Genomic DNA, 21,801 nt, shown 5'->3' with positions numbered 1-21,801 from the left:
GAGTGTCTTACTTATTTCGTTCTAATGATCGCTGACGCAATAATTTCTGTTGGCGGAATAAAGCGGCTTTAATGAGTATGTCCTGATCGTTTTCTCTCATCAGATCGTATTTTACGGTTACCTGGTACTGCTGTTCTGTCAATTCGCAGTTACTGACATGACCATAAAAATAGATGGCAGAAGCGGGAGATTCAATAAATAGCTTTACTCTTAACTTATCTTTTTCTGCAAAGACATTCCCGGTAAGAAAAGTAAACTGGCTTGCGCCAAAAGAAGTTGTTGTGTACCGGGTATTGATGTCATCTTGTTGTGCCAGCATGAAGTTCAGTAACAGATTGAGTTTACTGTTCTGAGCATCTAAAAGTTGGACGACGTGCTTTAGATCCCGTTCTCTTAGTTCTTGTTTTGCCAGGTCGTTCATAGAATCCAGTTGACTGAATTCATTAGCAATAATAAAAGGGGTTGGGATTTCGGCTTCAAAAGCGGATTCTTCCGGAAACGTAAAATCAGGATCCAGTTTTTCAATATTTACTTTGAGAGCGTGCTGTACCGTGAAATATTCCTGATCAATCATGGATGTGTCCCTTTGAGGCTTTTTACTGATTATCAATAAAAAGTATAACTTATCAAGAAATCTCGAAGAATTAACAAGGAATTGCCAAATTAACACTATATCCGACAAACTTTTATCGTTAAAGTACACGTCATCTAACTTAAGTTATGTAATGCGATGTATCATCCTCTAGCAATATTTATTGGCTTACGCTATTTAAAAGGACAGTCATCAGATAAATTCAGTCGTTTTGTTTCTTATATGTCGACGGCAGGCATTATTATTGGTGTTCTTTCGCTGGTGACAGTACTGTCCGTCATGAACGGGTTTGAAGCTCAGTTAAAGCAACGTATTTTAGGCGTGCTGCCTCAGGCCGTGGTTTCACAACAAGACGGAAAAACTGACTATTCCGGCAAACCCCCACAGCAGTTTGTTCGTTGGTCTGTTGCAAAGCAACCGACGCCGATTGTCAGAAGTGAAGCGGTTATTCAAAGTAAAACGGAGTTGTCTGCCGGATACATGTTAGGGATACTTCCTCAGTTAGATGATTCCGTTCGTCCTTACATGATTGGCGGTTCCGTTCGTCGGCTGGTGTCAGGGAAATACAACATTATCCTTGGTTATCGACTTGCCAGAGAACTCAATGTTTCTATTGGCGACACTGTAAGGTTGATGGTAACTGAGGCCAGTGTGTTTACGCCGCTGGGCCGAATCCCCAGTCAACGAAATTTTACGGTAGCAGGGCTGTTCAATACTGGTTCGGATGTTGATGGACAAGTCATGTTCATTAACATGACAGATGCTCAAAAATTACTTCGGTACAGGAAAAGCCAAATTTCCGGGTGGCGGTTGTATTTTCATGATCCGTTTGATATCACTTCTTCGGCATTCACGTCGTTGCCTGATGGCTGGCACTGGTCAGACTGGCGGGAACAACGAGGTGAACTGTTTCAGGCGGTAAGCATGGAAAAAAATATGATGGGCTTAATGCTTGGGCTCATTATTGCCATCGCTGCATTCAATATTATTTCTGCCTTAATTATGGTGGTGATGGAAAAACAGTCTGAGGTGGCCATTTTGAAAACTCAGGGGATGTCAAATTTTCAGGTACTGTCGATCTTTATCGTTCAGGGGGCAAGCAGTGGTGTGGTCGGTGCGCTTATTGGTGGCGTTGCCGGTGTGCTGACGGCATCGAATCTGAATCATATTTTAATGTTTGTTGGGGCTGATTTATTGAGTTTTGGCGGCGAGTTGCCCATTTTAATTAAGCCGACTCAAATCGTTGTCGTTGAAGTATTAACGATCTTCCTCAGCATTATTGCAACACTGTATCCGTCCTACCGGGCATCCAGAATTAAACCAGCAGAGGCATTACGTTATGAGTAACCTTCTTTACTGTTCCGATGTAGTGAAAAACTATCAAGAGGGAAATCAGACGACAAATGTGCTGAAAGGTGTCAATTTTTCACTGGAAAAGAATGAACTGGTTTCTATTGTCGGGAGTTCAGGGTCAGGAAAAAGTACACTATTACATATTTTAGGGGCTCTGGACTCCCCGACCAGTGGTGATGTGTCTTTTATGGGGCGCTCTCTGACCACCATGAAGTCTGGTCAGCAGGCAAGAGTGAGAAATCGGCATATCGGTTTTATTTATCAGTTTCATCATTTGCTGGCGGACTTTTCTGCTGTTGAAAATGTTGCGATGCCAATGTTAATTGCCGGGAAACCGGCCCGTGAAGCCAGAAAGGAAGCTGTGTCTTTACTGGACATGGTGGGGTTATCTCACCGCATCGATCACCGGCCGAGCGAACTTTCCGGTGGCGAACGTCAACGGGTCGCCATTGCCCGTTCCATTATTAACCGTCCTGAAATTGTGTTAGCCGATGAACCGACAGGGAACCTTGACTACAAAACGGCGTTGTCTGTTTATGATTTGATGCGTGATCTGAATCAGGCACATGGTACGGCTTTTCTTATCGTGACTCATGATAACGAACTTGCCGACAAAATGGACCGCAAGGTTTTAATGCAAGATGGTGAGTTAGTGTAAGAGGCCTGTATGTTTGATTCTTTAGCGTTGACAATCGGGCGCCGTTTCAGTCGATCAAGAAAACGCAATAAGCTTGTGTCGTTCATTTCCATTTCATCGATATTGGGGATTGCCTTTGGCGTTGCGGTGATCATTATCGGTTTATCGGCGATGAACGGCTTTCAGTCCGAGTTGGAAAGAAGGGTGTTGTCCGTCATACCTCAGGGGGAATTTGAAGGTGTTCAGGGCGCTATTCGTGACTGGCAGGACATTACTGAGAAAGCCAGTCAGGATCCTCGGGTGGTAGCTAGTGCCCCTTATGTTAGCTTTACCGGTTTAGCGGAACGGGGGACCCATCTGAAAGCGATAGAAGTCCGGGGTGTGGATCAGAAAACGGGTCGGGCCGTCTCGGATTTGTATAAGTTTATCAGTGATGATGGCTGGTCGAAGTTGGTTCCCGGCAGGCATTCTATTGTTGTCGGTAAAGGCGTTGCGGATAAACTGGGCGTTAACGTCGGGGATTACCTGACACTGATGGTGCCGCAGGAAGGTTCGTCGACGCGGTTACAGTCACCCCGCCGAATCAGGCTTAAAGTGGTTGGTTTGTTGGTTCTGAGTGGTCAGATTGATCATAATATTGCCTTGCTTCCGTTACAGGATGCCCAGAGTTATACCCGGATAGGGAATGCGGTCACCGGTGTTGAAATTAGGGTGAATGATGTTTTTCACGCGGCTTCGGTAGTCAGAGAATTGGGTAATCAATTAGAAACTTATGTTTATCTGAAAAACTGGCAGCAGCAATATGGCTATCTTTACCATGATATCCAGATGGTTCGCACCATTTTGTATCTCGTGATGTTTCTTGTGATTGGTGTGGCCAGCTTTAATATTGTTTCGACTCTGATGATGGCGGTAAAAGATCGGGCATCAGAGATCGCCATTTTGCGGACAATGGGGGCGACCGACGCTTTGGTTAAGAAAATCTTCATCTGGCAGGGAGTGATGTCCGGTGTGATAGGGTCCGTCTCCGGTACGTTTATCGGCGTTTTGTTTGCCGCGAATCTGACGGTTTTGATTAAGGGATTAGAGAAAATCGTAGGGCATCATTTTTTATCCGGGGATATTTACTTTGTCGATTTTCTTCCTTCTGAAATTCACGTTATTGATATTCTGATAGTTTCAGGAACTGCATTATTACTCAGCACCGTAGCGACCATTTACCCGGCATCAAAAGCCAGCCGACTCGAACCTGCCAGAGTTTTATCCAGCAAATAAAGTGGTTGTTGTGCCACATTATGGTTTTGCGACATATGGCACAACAAATCACACTTTGTATTTTTTGTTACTTCGATATTTATGAAGATGCCGCTAAGACGAAATATCGGTTTAGGTCTTTTGACTTTTGTTCATTACTCTAGCGTAGCTGACGTTTTTGCCAGCTTCTGACTACGGAGTAACGCCACAAACCATGAATACCAAAATATCCAATCACAGCACAAACTAAACCACAAATCATACAGCCAACCAATAGTGGGGTTGCAATAGTGGACATTTGTTCATAAAGGAATTGCCAGGATAATTCAAAATGAAAATGTGTTGGTGGCTCACTCAGAACCCAAGCCCCCAGTTTATAAGCAAAATAAAAGAGAACCGGCATTGTGATGGGGTTACTTACCCAGACAAGAGCAATAGAAAGAGGCAGATTCACTCCACACAGAACAGCAAGGCCGGCAGACATGATCATTTGGCTTGGAAGAGGGACGAACGCAATAAATAGCCCGATAGCAAATGCGCCAGCTGCAGAGCGACGGTTTAAACACCACAAATTGGGGTTATATAACAGGCTGCCAAAAATTCTGAGAGCTTTTTGTTTTTTGATTAACTCTCTGTCTGGCATAAAGCGCTTAATAAATTTTCTAGGCATTGGAAATTATGACTCTCTATAAGAACTTATGGTTTCTTAGTTCTTTTTGTATGACTTTTTTTACCATACCTTACTGGCCGTTAATGCCGTCTAAAATATGGATTATAATTTTTAGTTTTCAATTGTTCTTTTGTTGCGTATTTTCTCAATTACGCTGGGTTTCTGGGGTAAGTGTCGCATTAATCCTTATTATTGCAAAGGGTAATATTCTTCAGTACCAACACGACCACCTCTTCCAGTTTGGTCAGAATATTACCATAACTGGAAAAGTTGACAGCTTTTTTAAAGAAAATAACTTTGGTTTTAGGGGGAGAATTGAGGTATATCAGGTTAACGATTATCAATTCCCCTGTTACCTGAGACCTCGGATACTGCTGTATGTTCCCAATGGCTTAAAATTACACGACAAAATTCACGTTGAAGCAAAGTTGAAGTCGATTGTCGGTTTGAAAAATGAAGCAGGGTTTGATGCTGAAAATTATTATTTTTCACGCGATATTATCGCCAAGGCTTTTGCCAGAAAGGTCGCGAATAAATTTCAAGATGATGCTTCCGGGTATCATCTGCGAAGCTGGTTGTATGAACATTTTCTGGATAAAACTAATAACCTGAAAAATCAGGGGCTTGCCCGGGCAATATCATTTGCCGATCGTTCCGGATTAACAAAAACTGACTGGAACTATTTGAAAACCAGTGGATTGGCTCACCTTGTGGCGATTTCAGGGCTACATATTGGTATTGCTTATTTAATTGGTTATGGCATTGGTGGAATCGTGATTCGGTTTGGGAAAATCTCGTTATGGTTCCCTGCTTTTCTGGGCTTTCTCACTGCCTTTATTTATGCCTGGCTGGCCGGTTTCAGTGTTACAACTTCCAGGGCTTTGGTTATGGTTGCTATTAATGTTGTTCTATCTATGACCAGAGTCAAAGTCGTGGCGAGTTACCGGCTGCTATTAACGTTATCTCTGACCCTTTGTTACGCACCATTTGCTTTGTTTTCTTCCAGCTTCTGGCTTTCTTTTATCGCGGTTACTCTTGTTTTTATCAATGGCCATTCAACGCAACGATATCAGATGAAACTGACCAGATTGATAGTCGCCAATTTATTCATGGCTCTTGTTATGATGCCTGTCAGTGCCTGGTTCTTCGGTGGTATCAGCCTGCTATCTGGTCTGTATAATTTTATTTTTATTCCGTTATTTACTTTCTTTATTGTTCCTTTGTTATTTCTTCTTTTATTAATGACCGCATTACAGGTTTCACAGTTTGGATTATTGTGGACTGTATGGGATCACTTGTTGGGATTTGTGCCTTATTTTAGTACGTTATCTGAGGATTACTGGGTTCCGGTTTCATCTGTGCTTACGTTATTTATGATTTGTGTAAGTCTTGTCTTTTTTGTTCGTGGAATGCTCGGAGTAAAGAGCTTCTCTCTGATGTTGTTAACCGTATTCTTAATATTTGAGTGTCGTCATGAACCTGACTCCATGTGGACTCTTGATGTTTTGGATGTCGGACAGGGGAGCGCCATGATTTTGCAAAAAAACGGACATTATCTTTTATATGATACAGGCAAAAGCTGGCCCGGTGGCAGTATTGCTGAATCGGTTATTTCTCCCGTACTTTCCGGCAGGGGGGTTAAAAAACTGGATGGATTAATCATTAGCCATGTTGATAACGACCATGCAGGAGGTGAGCAGAGTATTGTTAAAAAGTGGGGACCGGACTGGATCTTAAGCAGTCGTAAAGAAACAACAGATAGACAGTGTATTGCCGGGGAACAATGGCGTTGGCAAGGGTTGATATTGAAAGTGATTTGGCCGGAAGAACGGATTCTTGTTCCCAGAAACGCCCATTCATGTGCCATCAGAATATCGGATGAAGACGGTCACTCCGTACTGATGACCGGCGATATTATGAAAAAAAATGAATGGGAAATCGTAAGCAAAGTGAGCCCGTTACAATCAACGATTTTGATTGTGCCACATCATGGAAGTGGTTCCTCATCTTCTGAAGATTTTGTGAAGGCAACACATCCTGAATACGCTATTGCCAGCCTTGCAAGAGATAATCCATGGTCTTTTCCTAAAAAGCAGGTAGTTGAAAAATATCATAAAATGAATGCAATATGGCTTGATACCGGACACACCGGACAAATTCACATTACTTTTTTTTCAGATAATTACCAAATCGTGACAATGAGAAACGTTAAGGGGGAGCAATGGTATAGGCAGATGCTACGTAAAAAGGTAGAATAACGGCTCGAATGAAAAAGAGAATACAACGATTTATGTCTAACGGAAAGGATGAAACCACCTGGAAAACGTTTAAGCGTTTGTGGACTTACATACGCCATTACAAATCGGGTTTAATTGTCGCTAGTATTGCACTGGTTGTTAATGCTGGTTCAGATACTTATATGGTGTCATTACTGAAGCCTCTTCTTGATGAAGGCTTTGGGTCAACCGATTCCAATTTCCTGAAAATCCTTCCATTTATTATTCTGGGAATGATTATTTTAAGGGGTACAAGTGGTTTTGTGTCCAGTTATTGCCTTAGCTGGGTTTCCGGGCATGTGGTTATGCGCATGCGACAGAATCTTTTCAATAAATTTATGCATATGCCGGTGAGTTTTTTTGATAAAGAGTCTGCCGGTGGGTTACTTTCCAGAATTACGTATGATTCTGAGCAGGTTGCTGGAGCGACCAGCCGAGCATTGGTCAGTATTGTCCGGGAAGGCGCCAGTATTATTGGCCTGCTGTTTTTGATGTTCTGGAATAGCTGGGAGCTGTCATTAGTATTGCTCATCGTTGCTCCGATGGTCGCTTATGCGATACGTGTGGTGTCCAAGCGATTCAGGCATATTTCCAAAAACATGCAAACTGCAATGGGTGAGGTGAGTTCTTCGGCCGAACAAATGCTGAAAGGACATAAAGTTGTTCTTAGTTATGGCGGCCATGATGTGGAAAGAGCCCGCTTTGGTTCCGTTAGTAATAAAATGCGACAACAGACGATGAAGCTGGTTGCCGCTCAGTCCATTGCAAACCCGGTTATTCAGTTGATTGCTTCTATTGCGGTTGTGACAGTTTTGTTCCTGGCCAGTGTCGATTCTATCCGGGATCAGTTGACAGCCGGGACGTTCACTGTTGTTTTTTCTGCTATGTTTGGGCTGATGCGGCCACTGAAAGGGTTAACAGGGGTTACATCCGAGTTTCAGAGGGGAATGGCAGCGAGTCAGACATTGTTTGATTTAATGGATCTGGAAGCTGAAAAAGATAATGGGGCATTGATCAAAGATCACGTAAATGGTGATATTAGTGTAGAAAACGTTACTTTTACTTATCTGGGGAAAGAAAAGCCTGCGTTAAAGAATGTGTCGTTTTCACTTCCTAAAGGAAAAACGCTGGCATTGGTGGGGCGTTCGGGTTCCGGCAAAAGTACCATCGCTAACCTGTTTACCCGTTTTTACGATGTGGATGAGGGTGAAATCAAGTTAGATGGCGATAATATTCAGGATTATCAGTTAGCTAATTTACGTCAGCATTTTGCATTGGTATCGCAGAATGTGCATTTATTTAATGACACCATCGCCAATAATATTGCATATGCTACGGATGATAAATATAGCCGGGCAGAAATTGAACATGTCGCAAAGCTGGCTCATACCATGGAGTTCATTCAGAATATGCCGGATGGGCTTGATACGGTCATCGGTGAAAACGGGGCCAGCCTGTCAGGTGGTCAGCGTCAGCGTATTGCTATTGCCAGAGCGCTTCTTCGTAATGCTCCGATACTGATTTTAGATGAGGCAACATCGGCTCTTGATACGGAATCGGAACGTGCTATTCAGTCTGCATTGGAAGAATTACAAAAAGATAAGACGGTTTTAGTTATTGCGCACAGGCTTTCCACTATTGAAAATGCTGATGAAATATTAGTGATTGATGAAGGTGAAATTGTGGAAAGGGGAACACATTCTGAACTGGTTAATCTGAATGGACCGTATTCTCAATTGTGTAAGATTCAGTTTGGTGACTAATTGTGATTGAGAAACTTTGGTTTCAACGCTCTTTAATTGCCTGGCTTTGTTTCCCGGTTTTGTATCCTCTCAGCAGACTGTATAAGTGGATAAGTGTTAAACGAAAGAATGACTTTTTATCTGGAAAGAAAGTCTCTTACCGTAGTCCTGTTCCTGTGGTTATTGTGGGTAACATTACGGCTGGAGGAAACGGTAAGACTCCGGTTGTCATCTGGCTTGCTGAAACTCTCAAGGCAAAAGGATATAAACCGGGGATTATTTCCCGGGGTTATGGTGGGAAGTCAGAACATTATCCGTTAAGGGTTTCGGATGGCGTTCAGCCGGCAGAGTGTGGTGATGAGCCGAAATTAATTGCTGTCCGGACCGGTTTACCTGTTATTGTTGCACCAAAACGGACTGATGCAGCCAGAGAGTTATTACAGTACGATGTCGACATCATTATTTCCGATGATGGACTACAACATTATGCGTTGACCCGTGACATTGAGCTGATCGTTGTTGACGGGAAGCGGCGTTTTGGTAATGGGCATTTTATTCCTCTGGGACCGATGAGAGAGTCATTGGAAAGGTTGGATAGTGTTGATTTTATTATCAACAATGGTGCGGAGAAATCCCGGGAGATGTCAATGACCCTGTGCCCTGAGCGGGCTGTTAACTTAGTCACCGGAGAGACAGAAGATGTAGCAAGTCTGTCCAGTGTAATAGCGTTTGCCGGAATCGGTCATCCTCCGCGTTTTTTTATGACACTAAAAGGGCTGAATACAGATATTGTGGAAACGGTGTCTTTTAGTGACCATCAGGTATTTACTGAAGCTGACTTAGCCCCCTTTCTGGCACATGACGGAGACGTTGTTATGACAGAAAAAGATGCAGTGAAATGTCGTCAGTTTGCCAAAGATAACTGGTGGTATCTTCCTGTGAGTGCTAAGTTCAGTACCACGGATGAAGCAAAGATTATTCACAAAATTGAAGAGGTCATAAAGCAGTATGGACCATAGACTGTTAGAAATTGTCGCATGCCCTGTATGCAAAGGTAAATTAGCGTATGACAAGGAGCGTCAGGAGTTGGTTTGTAAGTTTGATCGACTGGCATATCCTATCAAAGGTGGTATTCCTGTGTTGTTGGAGCCAGAAGCAAGAACGATGTCGATGGATGAGGGACGATAATGTCTTTTACTGTTGTTATACCGGCCAGATATCAGTCTACACGTTTACCGGGTAAGCCATTAGCTCTTATCGGTAAGAAACCGATGATTCAGTGGGTCTATGAACAGGCGATAAAATCCGGTGCGGATGATGTCATTGTTGCAACGGATGACGAACGGGTGCAAAAGGCTGTTGAGAGTTTTGGTGGAAAGATTTGTATGACATCTGCTTCTCATGAATCCGGTACGGAAAGGTTGGCTGAGGTTGTGAAAAAAATGGGTATTGAAGACAATCAGATTGTTGTTAATGTCCAGGGGGATGAACCCCTTATTCCGCCTCAAATTATTTGTCAGGTTGCCAGAAATCTGGCAACCAATTCGGCACCGATGGCGACGCTTGCCGTTGAAATTGATACTGAAGAAGAAGTGTTTAATCCTAATGCTGTTAAAGTTGTTACTGACGCTCAGGGATTTGCCATTTATTTTAGCAGAGCACCGATTCCATGGGACAGAGCTAATTTTTCAACGACAAAAGAAATCGTCGCTCCGTTAAAACGTCATATTGGTATTTATGCTTACCGGGCAGGCTTTATTGAAAAATACATTAATTTGCCAGCCAGTCCTATAGAAAAGATCGAAAGTTTAGAGCAACTGCGTGTACTGTGGCATGGAGAAAAGATCCATGTTGATATTGCTGAGATAGCGCCACCTCCGGGTGTAGATACACCGGACGATCTTGAAACCGTCAGACGGGTAGTTACCCACCAGTAAATCGTTGTTTTATGATGTAGTGTAAAGTGAAAAAGGAGCCGGTTAGTTAAGCTCCTTTTTTGTTGTGTGCCCGGTGTTCTTATCCACGTTGTTTTATTGGATAGGCCAGAGCTAGTCCTCGTGTTTTAATGGGCAGGTTCCTAAAATATTAGAACGCCCGGAGTCTGTTTTCTCTTCAAGAGTGACATCAAATCCCCATAGTCGATGAATATGCTTCAGAACTTCTTTATAACTCGGGTCAAGAGGAACCCGGTTATGCGGAACGTATTGCAATGTCAAGGAGCGATCACCCCGAATATTCACGTTATAGACCTGAATATTGGGTTCCAAATTACTCAAATTGTATTGGGCTGCCAGTTTTTCCCGAATTTTTTTGTATCCGGATTCATCATGAATAGCGCTTACCTCAATAAAGTTTTTCTCATCATCATCACTGATGGAAAATAGTTTGAAATCGCGAATTAATTTCGGGGATAAATACTGACTGATGAAACTTTCATCTTTAAAATTTTGCATTGCGAAGTGAACCGCATCCAGCCAGTTGGTGCCTGCCAATTCAGGAAACCATTCTTTATCTTCATCGGTTGGTTCTTCACAAATCCTTTTTATATCCCGGAACATCGCAAATCCCAGAGCATAAGGATTAATGCCGCTGTAATACGGGCTGTTGTATGCCGGCTGTGCAACAACGCTGGTATGACTGTGGAGAAATTCAATAATGAACCGTTCTGAAACCAGCCCTTCGTCGTACATATGATTCAAAATGGTGTAATGCCAGAATGTGGCCCAGCCTTCATTCATAACCTGGGTTTGTTTCTGAGGATAAAAATACTGGCTGATTTTTCTGACGATGCGTACCACTTCTCTTTGCCATGGTTCCAAAAGAGGGGCATGTTTTTCAATAAAATAGAGAATATTTTCCTGTGGTTCGCTTGGGAAACGGACTTTTTCATCTTCTTCCAGCTCTTTGGCTTTCGGTAATGTTTTCCATAGTTCATTAATTTGAGATTGCAGATAAACTTCCCGCTCTTCCTGACGTGCTTTTTCTTCCGCGATGGAAATTTTTTCCGGACGTTTGTACCGGTCTACACCAAAGTTCATCAATGCATGGCAGGAATCAAGAATTTCTTCAACTTCTTTTACACCATATTTTTCTTCGCATCGGGCTATATAACTTTTGGCGAACAGCAGGTAGTCAATAATAGAACCGGCATCAGTCCAGGTTTGAAACAGATAATTTCCTTTAAAGAATGAATTGTGGCCGTAACAGGCGTGAGCCATGACCAGTGCTTGCATGGTAATGGTATTTTCTTCCATCAGATAAGCAATGCATGGATCTGAATTAATGACAATTTCATAGGCCAGCCCCATTTGACCGTGACGGTAGCCTTGCTCTGTCTGGATGAACTTTTTACCGAAAGACCAGTGGTGGTAGTTTATTGGCATACCAATACTTGAGTAGGCATCCATCATCTGTTCTGATGTAATGACCTCGATTTGGTTGGTATAAGTGTCCAGCCGGTAGTGTTCAGCAATTCGTTTTATTTCAGTATGATATTGCTCAAGCAGATCAAATGTCCAATCCGGGCCATCCGATAACATTTTACTTTTTTTCTTCGGAGTGGCCTTTTTTGTTTTCGTTGTCATAACCAATACTCCTGTTACGCGTCTTCTTTGTGGAACAGCTCTCTGAAAACTGGATAAATGTCTTCGACTGACTGAATATTTTTCATGTCAAAATTATCAAGTTCTTCGAGATGCTGGTATTCATGCCATAAAGTTTGATGAGAACGACGGGTGATCTCTATGTAGGCATAATATTGACATTTTGGCAGTAGATCTTCTGATAATAATGAGCGGCAGCGTGGGGAGTCGTCTGCCCAGTTATCGCCGTCAGATGCTTGTGCGCCATAGATATTCCATTGATCTACAGGATATCGGTCTTCTACGATTTCTTTCATTAATTTCAAAGCACTGGATACAATGGTTCCTCCTGTTTCCTGAGAATAGAAGAATTCGTGCTCATCGACTTCTTTTGCCTGTGTATGGTGGCGTATAAATACGACTTCGACGTTTTTATAGGTTCGGGTTAAGAACAGATAGAGCAAGACATAAAAACGTTTTGCAATGTCTTTGGTCGCCTGATCCATTGAGCCGGATACATCCATCAGGCAAAACATGACAGCCTGACTTGATGGTACCGGACGTTTTTCGTAATTTTTATACCTTAAATCGAAGGTATCAATAAACGGGACACTTTTGATTTTGTTTCTTAGTTCTTCAATTTCTTTTTTCAGGCGTTTTTGTTCCAGTAATTCTGGAGGCTCATGTTGTTTGATTCGTTCTAATTCGTCTTCTAACTCATGTAACAACCGACGTTTTCCTGCTGTCATTGCCGTTCTTCTGGCGAGAGACTGCTGAAGTGAACGAACAACCGAGATATTGGTTGGCACCCCTGATGTCTGAAAACCTGCCCGGTGAGTTTTCCATTCAGTAATTCGGTTTATTTGTCTTTTTTCCAGATTAGGCAGTGCGAGATCTTCAAAGAGAATATCAAGGTACTCATCTTTTGATATTTCAAAAACAAAATCGTCAGTCCCTTCACCATCCTGGCTGGCATCACCTTCGCCAGCGCCACTACCAGAGCCTCCACTTCCTTGCGGCCTGTCAATTTTATCACCGGTAATAAACTGGTCATTACCCGGATGTACTCTTTCTTTGAAACCACCTTTACCCTGATGAAAAATAGGTTCACTAATATCCTTTTTCGGTATCGTGATTTCTTCACCAGTTTCTGTATTGGTAATAGAGCGACGATTGACAGCATCTGCTACCGATTCTTTGATTTTCTGTTTATGACGACGTAAGAATCTCTGGCGGTTCACCGCGCTTTTATTCTTACCATTCAGCCTTCTATCAATAAATTGCGCCATGAATTTCCCCTCATTCGTTTCTTCTGACCAAAATACGTGCCAGAAGGTGCACCCAAACCGAAAAGCTGGTTAATCAGAGGAGGAAATCGGGTTTCCTCCTCTGTGAGTGCATTTATGCAGCATCAACCAAATGCAGCGAATTATGAAGATTTGCGTACACGCAGATACCATTCAGAAAGCAGTCTGACTTGTTTCTCTGTGTAGCCTTTTTCCATCATACGCGCGACAAAGTCGTCGTGTTTTTTCTGCTCATCAGATGAGGTTTTTGTATTAAATGAAATAACAGGTAGCAGCTCTTCTGTATTGGAAAACATTTTTTTCTCAATAACTGTACGGAGTTTCTCGTAACTTGTCCAAACCGGATTATTCCCGTTATTGTTTGCTCTTGCTCTCAGCACAAAGTTAACAATTTCATTCCGGAAATCTTTCGGGTTACTGATACCTGCTGTTTTTTCGATTTTTTCCAGCTCATTATTTAGTGCTGAGCGGTCAAACAGTTGTCCAGTTTCCGGATCCCGATATTCCTGATCCTGTATCCAGAAGTCGGCATAGGTGACATAACGATCAAAGATATTTTGTCCGTATTCAGAATAGGATTCCAGATAGGCTGTCTGGATTTCTTTGCCAATAAATTCCACGAAACGTGGGACCAGATAACCTTTCAGAAATTCAAGGTAACGTTCTGCTGTTTCCTGAGGGAACTGCTCCCGTTCTATTTGTTGTTCTATCACATAGAATAAGTGAACAGGGTTAGCAGCAACTTCTGTTTGATCGAAATTAAATACACGGGACAGAATTTTGAAAGCAAAACGGGTAGAGAGTCCGCCCATGCCTTCGTCTACTCCTGCATAATCGCGGTATTCCTGATAACTTTTTGCTTTTGGATCCGTGTCTTTTAATGTTTCGCCGTCATAAACACGCATTTTAGAAAAAATTGATGAGTTTTCCGGTGCTTTTAAGCGGGACAAAACACTAAATTGCGCCAGTGTTTCTAATGTACTTGGTGCGCACGGTGCATTCACCAGTTCACTGTGATCAAGCAGTTTCTGATAAATTTTCACTTCTTCGGAAACACGTAAGCAGTATGGCACCTTGACAATGTATACGCGGTCCAGAAATGCTTCGTTGTTTTTGTTATTACGGAAGGTCTGCCACTCCGATTCATTTGAGTGCGCCAAGATCATCCCTTCATAGGGTAATGCGGATAAACCTTCCGTACCATTATAGTTTCCTTCCTGAGTTGCAGTCAGCAGAGGATGAAGCACTTTTATTGGTGCTTTAAACATTTCCACGAACTCCATCAGGCCCTGGTTCGCACGACATAGTGCACCGGAATAACTGTAGGCATCAGGATCGTCCTGAGAAAAATGTTCTAACTGGCGGATATCCACTTTACCGACAAGGGAAGAGATATCCTGATTATTTTCGTCTCCCGGTTCTGTTTTAGCAACTGCCAATTGATCCAGAATTGACGGACGGACTTTAACGACTTTAAATTTAGTGATATCGCCACCAAATTCGTGAAGGCGTTTGGCGGCCCATGGTGACATGATGGTTTTCAGATAACGTTTATCAATACCATATTCTTTATGAAGAAGATCTCCGTCTTCATTCACATCAAATAAACAAAACGGGTGATCATTCACCGGACTGCGAATGCCATCTGCCGTCAGGATATAGATTGGCATTTGTTGCATCAGATCTTTTAGTTTCTCCGCAAGCGAAGATTTACCGCCACCGACAGGTCCCAGTAAATATAGAATTTGTTTTTTCTCTTCCAGGCCCTGAGCTGCGTGTTTCAGATATGATACGATTTGCTCGATGGAATCTTCCATTCCGTAGAAATCCTTGAAAGTGTCATAGCGAGCTATCACTCGGTTAGAAAAGATACGGCTCAGCCTGGGATCTTTGGACGTATCTACTAACTCGGGTTTACCTATAGCCATAAGCAGGCGTTCCGCTGCATTGGCATAAGCACTTTTGTCATCCTTACACAGATCCAGAAATTGCTGCAACGACAGCTCTTCTTCTTTTGCTGCTTCGTAGCGCGCACGGAAGTGGTCAAAAATACTCATAGTGAATTCCCCTCTAAAATGTCGAAATGACATGTAACCGTTTAAACGCAAACTGTTAACATTTTAAGCCTAGTCTCAAAATGACAATTCTGCTTAAAAAATATGTGTTTATTTAAAAAAAGTTTCTTCACAAAGAACCGAATGCCATGCGGTCAGGAGAAGAAAATTAGTGTAATAAACCGTATAAATAAGAGAGAGGAGAAATAATATTTTGGCGATATAAGTTAGGTTAGTGAGGTGTTAAAGAAAAAGAAGAGATTAACAGAACCTCTTCTTTATGTGTTTTCATGAGCAAAGTATCTGGCAGAATTCAGACGTTGAAAGATGATATTGACGTGGACAATCTTTCCATGTTTTTAACATGCGACGATATTTATCAAGCATGGGCATCTGGCTATTAAAATAATGGTCTTCTTTATCGAAGTGAGTATACATACCTTCAGAGTCAATTAAAAAACGTACGTAATGGACTAACTCTGCTTCAGTGGAAAGGTCAAAACCAAGGAAATGAAGGCGACGTTCATCGACATCTGTTTGTTGCTCTGCTGAGAGATTTTTATAGCTTTCCTGCATGGCATGGTACATTTCTAAAATATCAATAACCTCATTGCAATCTTCCTTATGCAGACAACCAAAATGCTTACTCAATTCTTTCATATTGAGCTCATATCCTCGCTCAACAATAGTTTGTAATCTTTTGTATTTGCATGAATTCTCTGGGTCTAACTGAGACATTAGATAATATTGGTTCGATAAAATGAGTCGTTGAGCATTCGTCATTTCCATAGTGTGTACCTATTAATATCAAATTAAAAGTTATCTGTTTCCGATGGATTCAGAATAGCGTTAACTACGTGCTTGAAATATGATCTGAACACACTATTTCCCGATAAAAATCGATTTTTTACCGGGAAGTTGATTTAGATTAGATTATGGGAAGTAAATGTTATCAGTTTGTTTATAAACGTTTATTTAATATTTTACATTATCTTTGTATTGAAGAAGAACATTTTGAATTCTGTCCATTGTTTCTTTTGGGGGAGGGTTTACTCCCTCAAGAGGATATTTGATGCCTAATGCTTCCCATTTATGAGCTCCCAGCTTATGGTACGGCAATAACTCAACTTTGGAGATGTTCAGCATGGGTCTGATGAATTGACCAAGTAAATGTGCAGATTCGTCATCGTCAGTGTAACCCGGTACAACGACGTAACGAATCCAGGTATCTTGGCCTCGTTTATTTAAATACTCAGCAAACTCTAGTGTTCTTTTATTCGAAACACCAACAAAATCATGATGTATTTCGTCTTTCATATGCTTAATATCCAGCATAACAAGGTCTGTAACATCTAAAACTTCGTCAATCACTGGTGTATATTTTCGGATGTATCCGTTGGTATCCAAACAGGTATGGATACCAACATCATGAGCGGCTTTAAAAAGATCTCGAACAAATTCAGGCTGGAGCATTGCTTCCCCACCTGAGCAGGTGATACCACCACCAGATGCATTCATAAAATGCCGGTAGGACTTCGCTTCATCGATGATTTCCTCGACGGTCACTTCTTTTCCTCCGTGAACATCCCAGGTATCCCGGTTATGACAATACATACAACGCATCAGACAACCTTGAGTAAATACGATAAAACGGATGCCCGGACCATCAACAGTACCACAGGTTTCATAGGAGTGAATTCGACCAATTGCTGACATGACTTAATCTCAATATTTTTGTTTTAGTTATTTTATTACATTTTCATTTCTTTATGTAGGGATATGTCTGGATAGTAAGAAATAATTTGGTGTTCTCAGTGTGTAAAAAAAGTGATAATTTTGTCAAAAGTGTGTTAATTTTGAGATTGGAAGGTTTTTATAGGCTCGGGTTAAAGTTGTTGTATTTATCCTTGGAGAACTGAATTACATGGATGTGAAAAATTTATCTCAGAAACAAAAAATGGTTACTTTTACTATTTTATTGTGTATTGGGTTTCTGGTGACGGCAATGTTTATTAGTTCCAGACTGTCACATATGACCGTGAAATATGATCAGAGTGGCGTTATTTCGCGAGGGGCTGGCAGTCTGTTTGAAACTCAGGCGGATTTATTACTCATTGCCTCCCAGGCAGAAAAATTGTCTAGTGGCAGCGTTGATAATTTTAAGAAAAAACTATCGGGGCTAAAAAAAGAAGTGAACACAGACATTCAGTTTTTGGATCAGTTCGGGTTTTCTGAAGAATCAAAAAAACTGGGGGCAGCAATTAATCAGTATAATGCGACATTAATGCCCTGGATTAAAATTAAGGCAGAGCTAGGTTTTACAAAAAAAGAAGGGTTAACCGGAGCTATACAGGCAGCAATCATTGGTATTTCAAATAAAATTCACGAAACAGGAATGGTGACTGTTTTAAGTGAATTTCAGGACTTTATAAAAGCACAACAAAATTTTCTTGAATCTCCATCAGAGAAAACAACCCGCTTACTGAAAAGGGCAAAAACGCAATTTTTAAATATTTCCAAAACGTATGCCATGCTTGACCTTTATGGTAAAGACCTTGCGGACCTGGAGAAAAAGTTTGACCGGGCAGTAATACTATCAGGGCAATTAAAAAAACATGCTGCTGAGGTCGATAAAGTTAGAATAAGTGCTCAGACGTTTATTGAAAATGCATCGTCAAAGTTGATTACTAAAAGCCGGGAATATCAAATTATTGCGAACAGTAACGCAGAGGAAGCAAAATTATCCGTCTTGATTGCCTGTTTTTGTCTGGCTGTTCTGACGGTTTTTATCTTCGTCTTGATCAGTTTTTCTTTAACCCGTTCTCTCAGACAGACAAAAAATGTGCTTGATAAAGTCAGCAAAGGAAATTTATCTCAGCGATTAAATGTTACTGCGAATTTAAAAGATGAGTTTAACCAGCTTGCAATAGCAATTAATGATACTTGTGAGCATCTTGGGAAACTGGTCCGAAGAGTTCAGTCAAGTAGTGAAGAATTATCCGGAGATTCTGCATCGTTAAATACCGGATTAGATCATTTGATCCGGGCTCAGTCTGATGTGTTACATCAGGCAGAAATATTGGCATCTGCAACAGAAGAAGTCAGTGTAACAGCGCAGGAAGTTTCAAATTCTTTAGAGTTAGTTGCTGATGTTAGCCGTCAATCAGCGGTAGCAGCTGAAAATGGGGGAATGGTTATTGAGTCCGCTATTATGAGTCTGGAAGATGCCGGGAACATTTTAAAGAACGCGACAAGTCATACCAAGCAGTTAGAGGAAGCGTCGGCTAAGGTAGATTCTGTAATGGAAATTATTAATGGAATTGCCGAGCAAACGAATTTGTTGGCTTTGAATGCTGCGATTGAAGCTGCCCGGGCCGGAGAACAAGGACGAGGTTTTGCGGTTGTTGCAGATGAAGTTCGCAGTTTAGCCGTCAGAACAGTTAATGCTGTCTCTGAAATTTCTCAGACGATAGCAACAATGAAAAGTGAAAGCAGTAATGTCATTCAGTTTATGGAGCAGTCGGAGAGTACTGTCCGCATCGGGCAGGGGAAAGGACAGGAAGCAAGACATGCGTTAACGGAAATTACCGAGAAAGCCAATGAAGCGACTAACCAAACAGATGTGATTTCTGCTTCAATTAAAGAACTGGCTCAGACCAGTCAGTCTATGGCGAATAGTATGGCAGAAATTTCTTCCTTGATGAAAAGCTTAGAAGAACATCATGAAACGTTAAGAACAACCAGTCAGATCGTTGATGATCGTTCTTCTGGTTTATCTCAGGATTGTATGCAGTTTACGGTGTAATCGAATGATTTAATAAGTGTTATTTAGCCAATAAGAAAAAACCCGCCTGATGGCGGGTTTTGCTTTAATCAAATATAAGAAATATTACATTGATTCAGTAAATGTACGAGTGATTACGTCTTGTTGTTGCTCTTTAGTCAAAGAGTTAAAACGAACAGCGTAACCAGATACACGGATTGTCAGCTGTGGATATTTTTCAGGATGTTCAACAGCGTCTAGCAGAGTTTCGCGGTTTAGCACGTTTACGTTAAGGTGCTGACCACCTTCAATACCAGCTTCATGGTGGAAGTAACCATCCATCAAGCCAGCAAGGTTCGCACGTTGTGCGTCTTCTTCTTTACCAAGCGCGTTTGGTACGATAGAGAAAGTATATGAAATACCATCTTGAGCGTCAGCAAATGGTAGTTTACCTACTGAAGTCAATGATGCTACAGCACCTTTTTCATCACGGCCGTGCATTGGGTTTGCACCAGGACCGAATGGAGCGCCAGCACGACGACCGTCAGGAGTGTTACCAGTTTTCTTACCGTACACAACGTTAGAAGTGATAGTAAGGATTGACTGAGTAGGGATAGCATCACGGTAAGTTTTAAGTTCACGGATTTTGTTCATGAATACGCGAACAAGTTCACATGCGATGTCATCTACGCGAGGGTCGTTGTTACCGAATTTAGGGTAGTCGCCTTCGATTTCAAAGTCGATTGCTAGACCATCTTCGTCACGAACTGGTTTAACAGTTGCGTATTTGATTGCTGATAGAGAGTCAGCTGCAACAGAAAGACCAGCGATACCACATGCCATAGTACGTTTAACATGTAGGTCGTGAAGAGCCATTAGAGACGCTTCGTAGCTGTATTTGTCGTGCATGTAGTGAATAGCGTTCAATGCTGTAACGTATTGTTTTGCCAACCAGTCCATGAAGTGATCCATTTTCGCCCACACGTCGTCGTAGCTAAGTACTTCGTCAGTGATTTTTGGCATTTCTGGACCAACTTGGATTTTCAGTTTTTCGTCCATACCACCGTTGATGGTGTAAAGCATGGTTTTTGCAAGGTTAGCACGAGCACCGAAGAACTGCATTTGTTTACCAACAACCATTGGTGATACACAACATGCAATTGCGTAGTCATCAGAGTTGAAGTCTGGACGCATTAGGTCATCGTTTTCATACTGGATAGATGAAGTATCGATTGACACTTTAGCACAGAATTTTTTGAAGCCTTCAGGTAGTTTTTCAGACCAAAGAACAGTAGTGTTTGGCTCTGGAGAAGGACCCATTGTGTATAGGCTGTTTAGGAAACGGAAGTTAGTTTTAGAAACTAGAGTACGTCCGTCAAGACCCATACCACCGACTGACTCAGTTGCCCAGATTGGGTCACCAGAGAACAATTCATCGTATTCAGGAGTACGTAGGAAACGAACCATACGTAGTTTCATAACGAAGTGGTCAACAAGTTCTTGAGCTTGTTCTTCAGTTAGTTTACCAGCAGCGATATCGCGTTCAATGAAGATATCTAGGAATGTAGAAGTACGACCTAGAGACATTGCAGCGCCGTTTTGAGATTTAACAGCAGCTAGGTAACCGAAGTAAGTCCATTGGATTGCTTCTTGAGCAGTTTCTGCTGGACGGCTGATATCGCAACCATATTTAGCTGCCATTTCTTTGATTTGGCCAAGAGCACGGTGCTGTTCAGCAACTTCTTCACGAAGTTGGATAGTTTCACGAAGATCAACACCATTTTCTAGATCATCTTGAAGAGAAGTAAATTGTGCAAATTTATCTTTCATCAAGTAATCAATACCGTAAAGAGCGATACGGCGGTAGTCACCGATGATACGACCACGACCGTAAGCATCAGGAAGACCAGTTAAGATACCAGCTTTACGACATTTAAGAATTGAAGGAGTATATACGTCAAACACACCTTGGTTGTGAGTTTTACGATATTCAGTATAGATTTTTTTAACTTCAGGGTCTAATTCGCGGTTATATGCTTTGCAAGAACCTTCAACCATGCGAATACCACCGTTAGGGATAATCGCACGTTTCAGAGGAGCGTCAGTTTGAAGACCAACGATTTTTTCAAGGTCTTTGTTGATATAACCAGCATCATGAGATGTGATGGTAGAAATAACGTCAGTATCGAAATCTACAGGAGCGTGTGTAGAGTTTTCTTGTTTGATACCTTCCATTACTTTAGCCCAAAGCGACTTAGTTGCTTCAGTGCCTTCAGAAACTAGGAAAGATTCGTCACCTTCATAAGGTGTATAGTTTTTCTGAATGAAGTCTCGTACGTTTACTTCGTTTTGCCAATCACCTTCAGCAAAACCTTCCCAAGCTTTAGCAAATTGCTCTGCCATGACATACCTACCTTTATTAGTAGAAAAAACACGCACTGCTGTTGCTGTTGAGCAAGCTTTTCCTGATTTGAGGAACGCAGTGCACTCTCTGATTAAAAAACAATATAAAAAGCTAATAACAACTATAGATATCAACCATTGATATTGCATTTGGATTGTTCACTTTGAA

At 41.8% G+C, this 21,801-nt stretch carries 17 protein-coding genes; 9 read left to right on the top strand and 8 right to left on the bottom strand.

Translation table 11 applies throughout. The features are described from left to right. Positions 1–7: 7 nt before the first annotated feature. Positions 8–574 (bottom strand): PilZ domain-containing protein, encoded by a 567-nt coding sequence (locus LRQ06_RS02535; protein WP_232764869.1) that lies wholly within the window; start codon positions 572–574, stop codon positions 8–10. Positions 575–730: 156 nt separating this feature from the next. On the opposite strand from LRQ06_RS02535, the gene lolC reads away from it, so the two are divergent. Genes lolC through lolE form a run of 3 tightly spaced genes read left to right on the top strand, consistent with a single transcriptional unit; the run spans position 731 to position 3,857 of the window. Then, positions 731–1,939, top strand: coding sequence for a lipoprotein-releasing ABC transporter permease subunit LolC (lolC, locus tag LRQ06_RS02530; protein WP_232764868.1), 1,209 nt, complete (start codon positions 731–733; stop codon positions 1,937–1,939). Continuing rightward, positions 1,932–2,603, top strand: coding sequence for a lipoprotein-releasing ABC transporter ATP-binding protein LolD (lolD, locus tag LRQ06_RS02525; protein WP_232764867.1), 672 nt, complete (start codon positions 1,932–1,934; stop codon positions 2,601–2,603). The genes lolC and lolD overlap by 8 nt, the downstream gene beginning before the upstream one ends. 9 nt (positions 2,604–2,612) lie before the next feature. Next, entirely contained in the window at positions 2,613–3,857 is a 1,245-nt protein-coding gene (gene lolE, locus LRQ06_RS02520) for a lipoprotein-releasing ABC transporter permease subunit LolE (protein WP_232764866.1), read from the top strand. Positions 3,858–3,996: 139 nt separating this feature from the next. Here the strand turns inward: lolE and LRQ06_RS02515 are convergent, their stop codons facing one another. Next, positions 3,997–4,506, bottom strand: coding sequence for a DUF2062 domain-containing protein (locus LRQ06_RS02515; protein WP_232764865.1), 510 nt, complete (start codon positions 4,504–4,506; stop codon positions 3,997–3,999). Between the two features lie 8 nt (positions 4,507–4,514). Here LRQ06_RS02515 and LRQ06_RS02510 point away from each other — a divergent pair, with 8 nt between their 5' ends. Genes LRQ06_RS02510 through kdsB form a run of 5 tightly spaced genes read left to right on the top strand, consistent with a single transcriptional unit; the run spans position 4,515 to position 10,461 of the window. Continuing rightward, a complete protein-coding gene (locus tag LRQ06_RS02510) occupies positions 4,515–6,764 on the top strand; it encodes a DNA internalization-related competence protein ComEC/Rec2 (RefSeq protein ID WP_257794076.1) in 2,250 nt (749 codons plus the stop codon). Positions 6,765–6,796: 32 nt separating this feature from the next. Then, positions 6,797–8,545 (top strand): lipid A ABC transporter ATP-binding protein/permease MsbA, encoded by a 1,749-nt coding sequence (gene msbA / locus LRQ06_RS02505; protein WP_232765459.1) that lies wholly within the window; start codon positions 6,797–6,799, stop codon positions 8,543–8,545. Positions 8,546–8,547: 2 nt separating this feature from the next. Next, complete coding sequence (gene lpxK / locus LRQ06_RS02500; RefSeq protein ID WP_232764863.1) at positions 8,548–9,543, top strand: tetraacyldisaccharide 4'-kinase; 996 nt, start codon at positions 8,548–8,550, stop codon at positions 9,541–9,543. Next, the gene (locus LRQ06_RS02495; RefSeq protein ID WP_232764862.1) at positions 9,533–9,712 is read left to right on the top strand and encodes a Trm112 family protein; all 180 of its coding nucleotides are present in this window, start codon (positions 9,533–9,535) and stop codon (positions 9,710–9,712) included. The genes lpxK and LRQ06_RS02495 overlap by 11 nt, the downstream gene beginning before the upstream one ends. Further along, positions 9,712–10,461: a 3-deoxy-manno-octulosonate cytidylyltransferase gene (gene kdsB / locus LRQ06_RS02490; protein ID WP_232764861.1), complete on the top strand. Its 750-nt coding sequence runs from the start codon at positions 9,712–9,714 to the stop codon at positions 10,459–10,461. Before LRQ06_RS02495 ends, kdsB begins: the two co-directional genes overlap by 1 nt. A gap of 111 nt (positions 10,462–10,572) precedes the next feature. Here the strand turns inward: kdsB and LRQ06_RS02485 are convergent, their stop codons facing one another. The 5 genes from LRQ06_RS02485 to pflA all read right to left on the bottom strand — a co-directional run bounded on the left by LRQ06_RS02485 (position 10,573) and on the right by pflA (position 17,182). Further along, complete coding sequence (locus LRQ06_RS02485; protein ID WP_232764860.1) at positions 10,573–12,108, bottom strand: SpoVR family protein; 1,536 nt, start codon at positions 12,106–12,108, stop codon at positions 10,573–10,575. Between the two features lie 14 nt (positions 12,109–12,122). Next, a complete protein-coding gene (locus LRQ06_RS02480; protein ID WP_232764859.1) occupies positions 12,123–13,394 on the bottom strand; it encodes a YeaH/YhbH family protein in 1,272 nt (423 codons plus the stop codon). Between the two features lie 140 nt (positions 13,395–13,534). Further along, positions 13,535–15,469, bottom strand: a complete 1,935-nt coding sequence (locus tag LRQ06_RS02475; RefSeq protein WP_232764858.1) for a PrkA family serine protein kinase — start codon at positions 15,467–15,469, stop codon at positions 13,535–13,537. A gap of 285 nt (positions 15,470–15,754) precedes the next feature. Beyond that, on the bottom strand, positions 15,755–16,255 hold the full coding sequence (locus LRQ06_RS02470; protein ID WP_232764857.1) for a YfbU family protein: 501 nt from the start codon (positions 16,253–16,255) through the stop codon (positions 15,755–15,757). Positions 16,256–16,441: 186 nt separating this feature from the next. Then, on the bottom strand, positions 16,442–17,182 hold the full coding sequence (gene pflA, locus LRQ06_RS02465) for a pyruvate formate lyase 1-activating protein (RefSeq protein WP_232764856.1): 741 nt from the start codon (positions 17,180–17,182) through the stop codon (positions 16,442–16,444). Between the two features lie 208 nt (positions 17,183–17,390). Between pflA and LRQ06_RS02460 the strand changes: the two genes are divergently transcribed. Beyond that, positions 17,391–19,271 carry a methyl-accepting chemotaxis protein gene (locus tag LRQ06_RS02460; RefSeq protein ID WP_232764855.1) on the top strand — a complete coding sequence of 627 codons (1,881 nt, stop codon included), beginning with the start codon at positions 17,391–17,393 and terminating at the stop codon, positions 19,269–19,271. A gap of 84 nt (positions 19,272–19,355) precedes the next feature. Here the strand turns inward: LRQ06_RS02460 and pflB are convergent, their stop codons facing one another. Beyond that, complete coding sequence (gene pflB, locus LRQ06_RS02455) at positions 19,356–21,632, bottom strand: formate C-acetyltransferase (RefSeq protein WP_232765458.1); 2,277 nt, start codon at positions 21,630–21,632, stop codon at positions 19,356–19,358. Positions 21,633–21,801: the final 169 nt, after the last annotated feature.

The sequence above is a fragment of the Vibrio salinus genome (assembly GCF_021272385.1).
Classification (GTDB): domain Bacteria; phylum Pseudomonadota; class Gammaproteobacteria; order Enterobacterales; family Vibrionaceae; genus Vibrio; species Vibrio salinus.
This window is presented reverse-complemented; position numbering and strand designations above follow the sequence as displayed.

Coding starts and splice junctions, on each gene's coding strand:
- LRQ06_RS02480 (WP_232764859.1), bottom strand. CDS start 13,394: ATGGCGCAATTTATTGATAGAAGGCTGAATGGTAAGAATAAAAGCGCG.
- msbA (WP_232765459.1), top strand. CDS start 6,797: ATGTCTAACGGAAAGGATGAAACCACCTGGAAAACGTTTAAGCGTTTG.
- LRQ06_RS02475 (WP_232764858.1), bottom strand. CDS start 15,469: ATGAGTATTTTTGACCACTTCCGTGCGCGCTACGAAGCAGCAAAAGAA.
- LRQ06_RS02510 (WP_257794076.1), top strand. CDS start 4,515: ATGACTCTCTATAAGAACTTATGGTTTCTTAGTTCTTTTTGTATGACT.
- lolE (WP_232764866.1), top strand. CDS start 2,613: ATGTTTGATTCTTTAGCGTTGACAATCGGGCGCCGTTTCAGTCGATCA.
- LRQ06_RS02470 (WP_232764857.1), bottom strand. CDS start 16,255: ATGGAAATGACGAATGCTCAACGACTCATTTTATCGAACCAATATTAT.
- pflA (WP_232764856.1), bottom strand. CDS start 17,182: ATGTCAGCAATTGGTCGAATTCACTCCTATGAAACCTGTGGTACTGTT.
- lolC (WP_232764868.1), top strand. CDS start 731: ATGTATCATCCTCTAGCAATATTTATTGGCTTACGCTATTTAAAAGGA.
- LRQ06_RS02485 (WP_232764860.1), bottom strand. CDS start 12,108: ATGACAACGAAAACAAAAAAGGCCACTCCGAAGAAAAAAAGTAAAATG.
- LRQ06_RS02495 (WP_232764862.1), top strand. CDS start 9,533: ATGGACCATAGACTGTTAGAAATTGTCGCATGCCCTGTATGCAAAGGT.
- LRQ06_RS02460 (WP_232764855.1), top strand. CDS start 17,391: ATGGATGTGAAAAATTTATCTCAGAAACAAAAAATGGTTACTTTTACT.
- LRQ06_RS02535 (WP_232764869.1), bottom strand. CDS start 574: ATGATTGATCAGGAATATTTCACGGTACAGCACGCTCTCAAAGTAAAT.
- lolD (WP_232764867.1), top strand. CDS start 1,932: ATGAGTAACCTTCTTTACTGTTCCGATGTAGTGAAAAACTATCAAGAG.
- LRQ06_RS02515 (WP_232764865.1), bottom strand. CDS start 4,506: ATGCCTAGAAAATTTATTAAGCGCTTTATGCCAGACAGAGAGTTAATC.
- kdsB (WP_232764861.1), top strand. CDS start 9,712: ATGTCTTTTACTGTTGTTATACCGGCCAGATATCAGTCTACACGTTTA.
- pflB (WP_232765458.1), bottom strand. CDS start 21,632: ATGGCAGAGCAATTTGCTAAAGCTTGGGAAGGTTTTGCTGAAGGTGAT.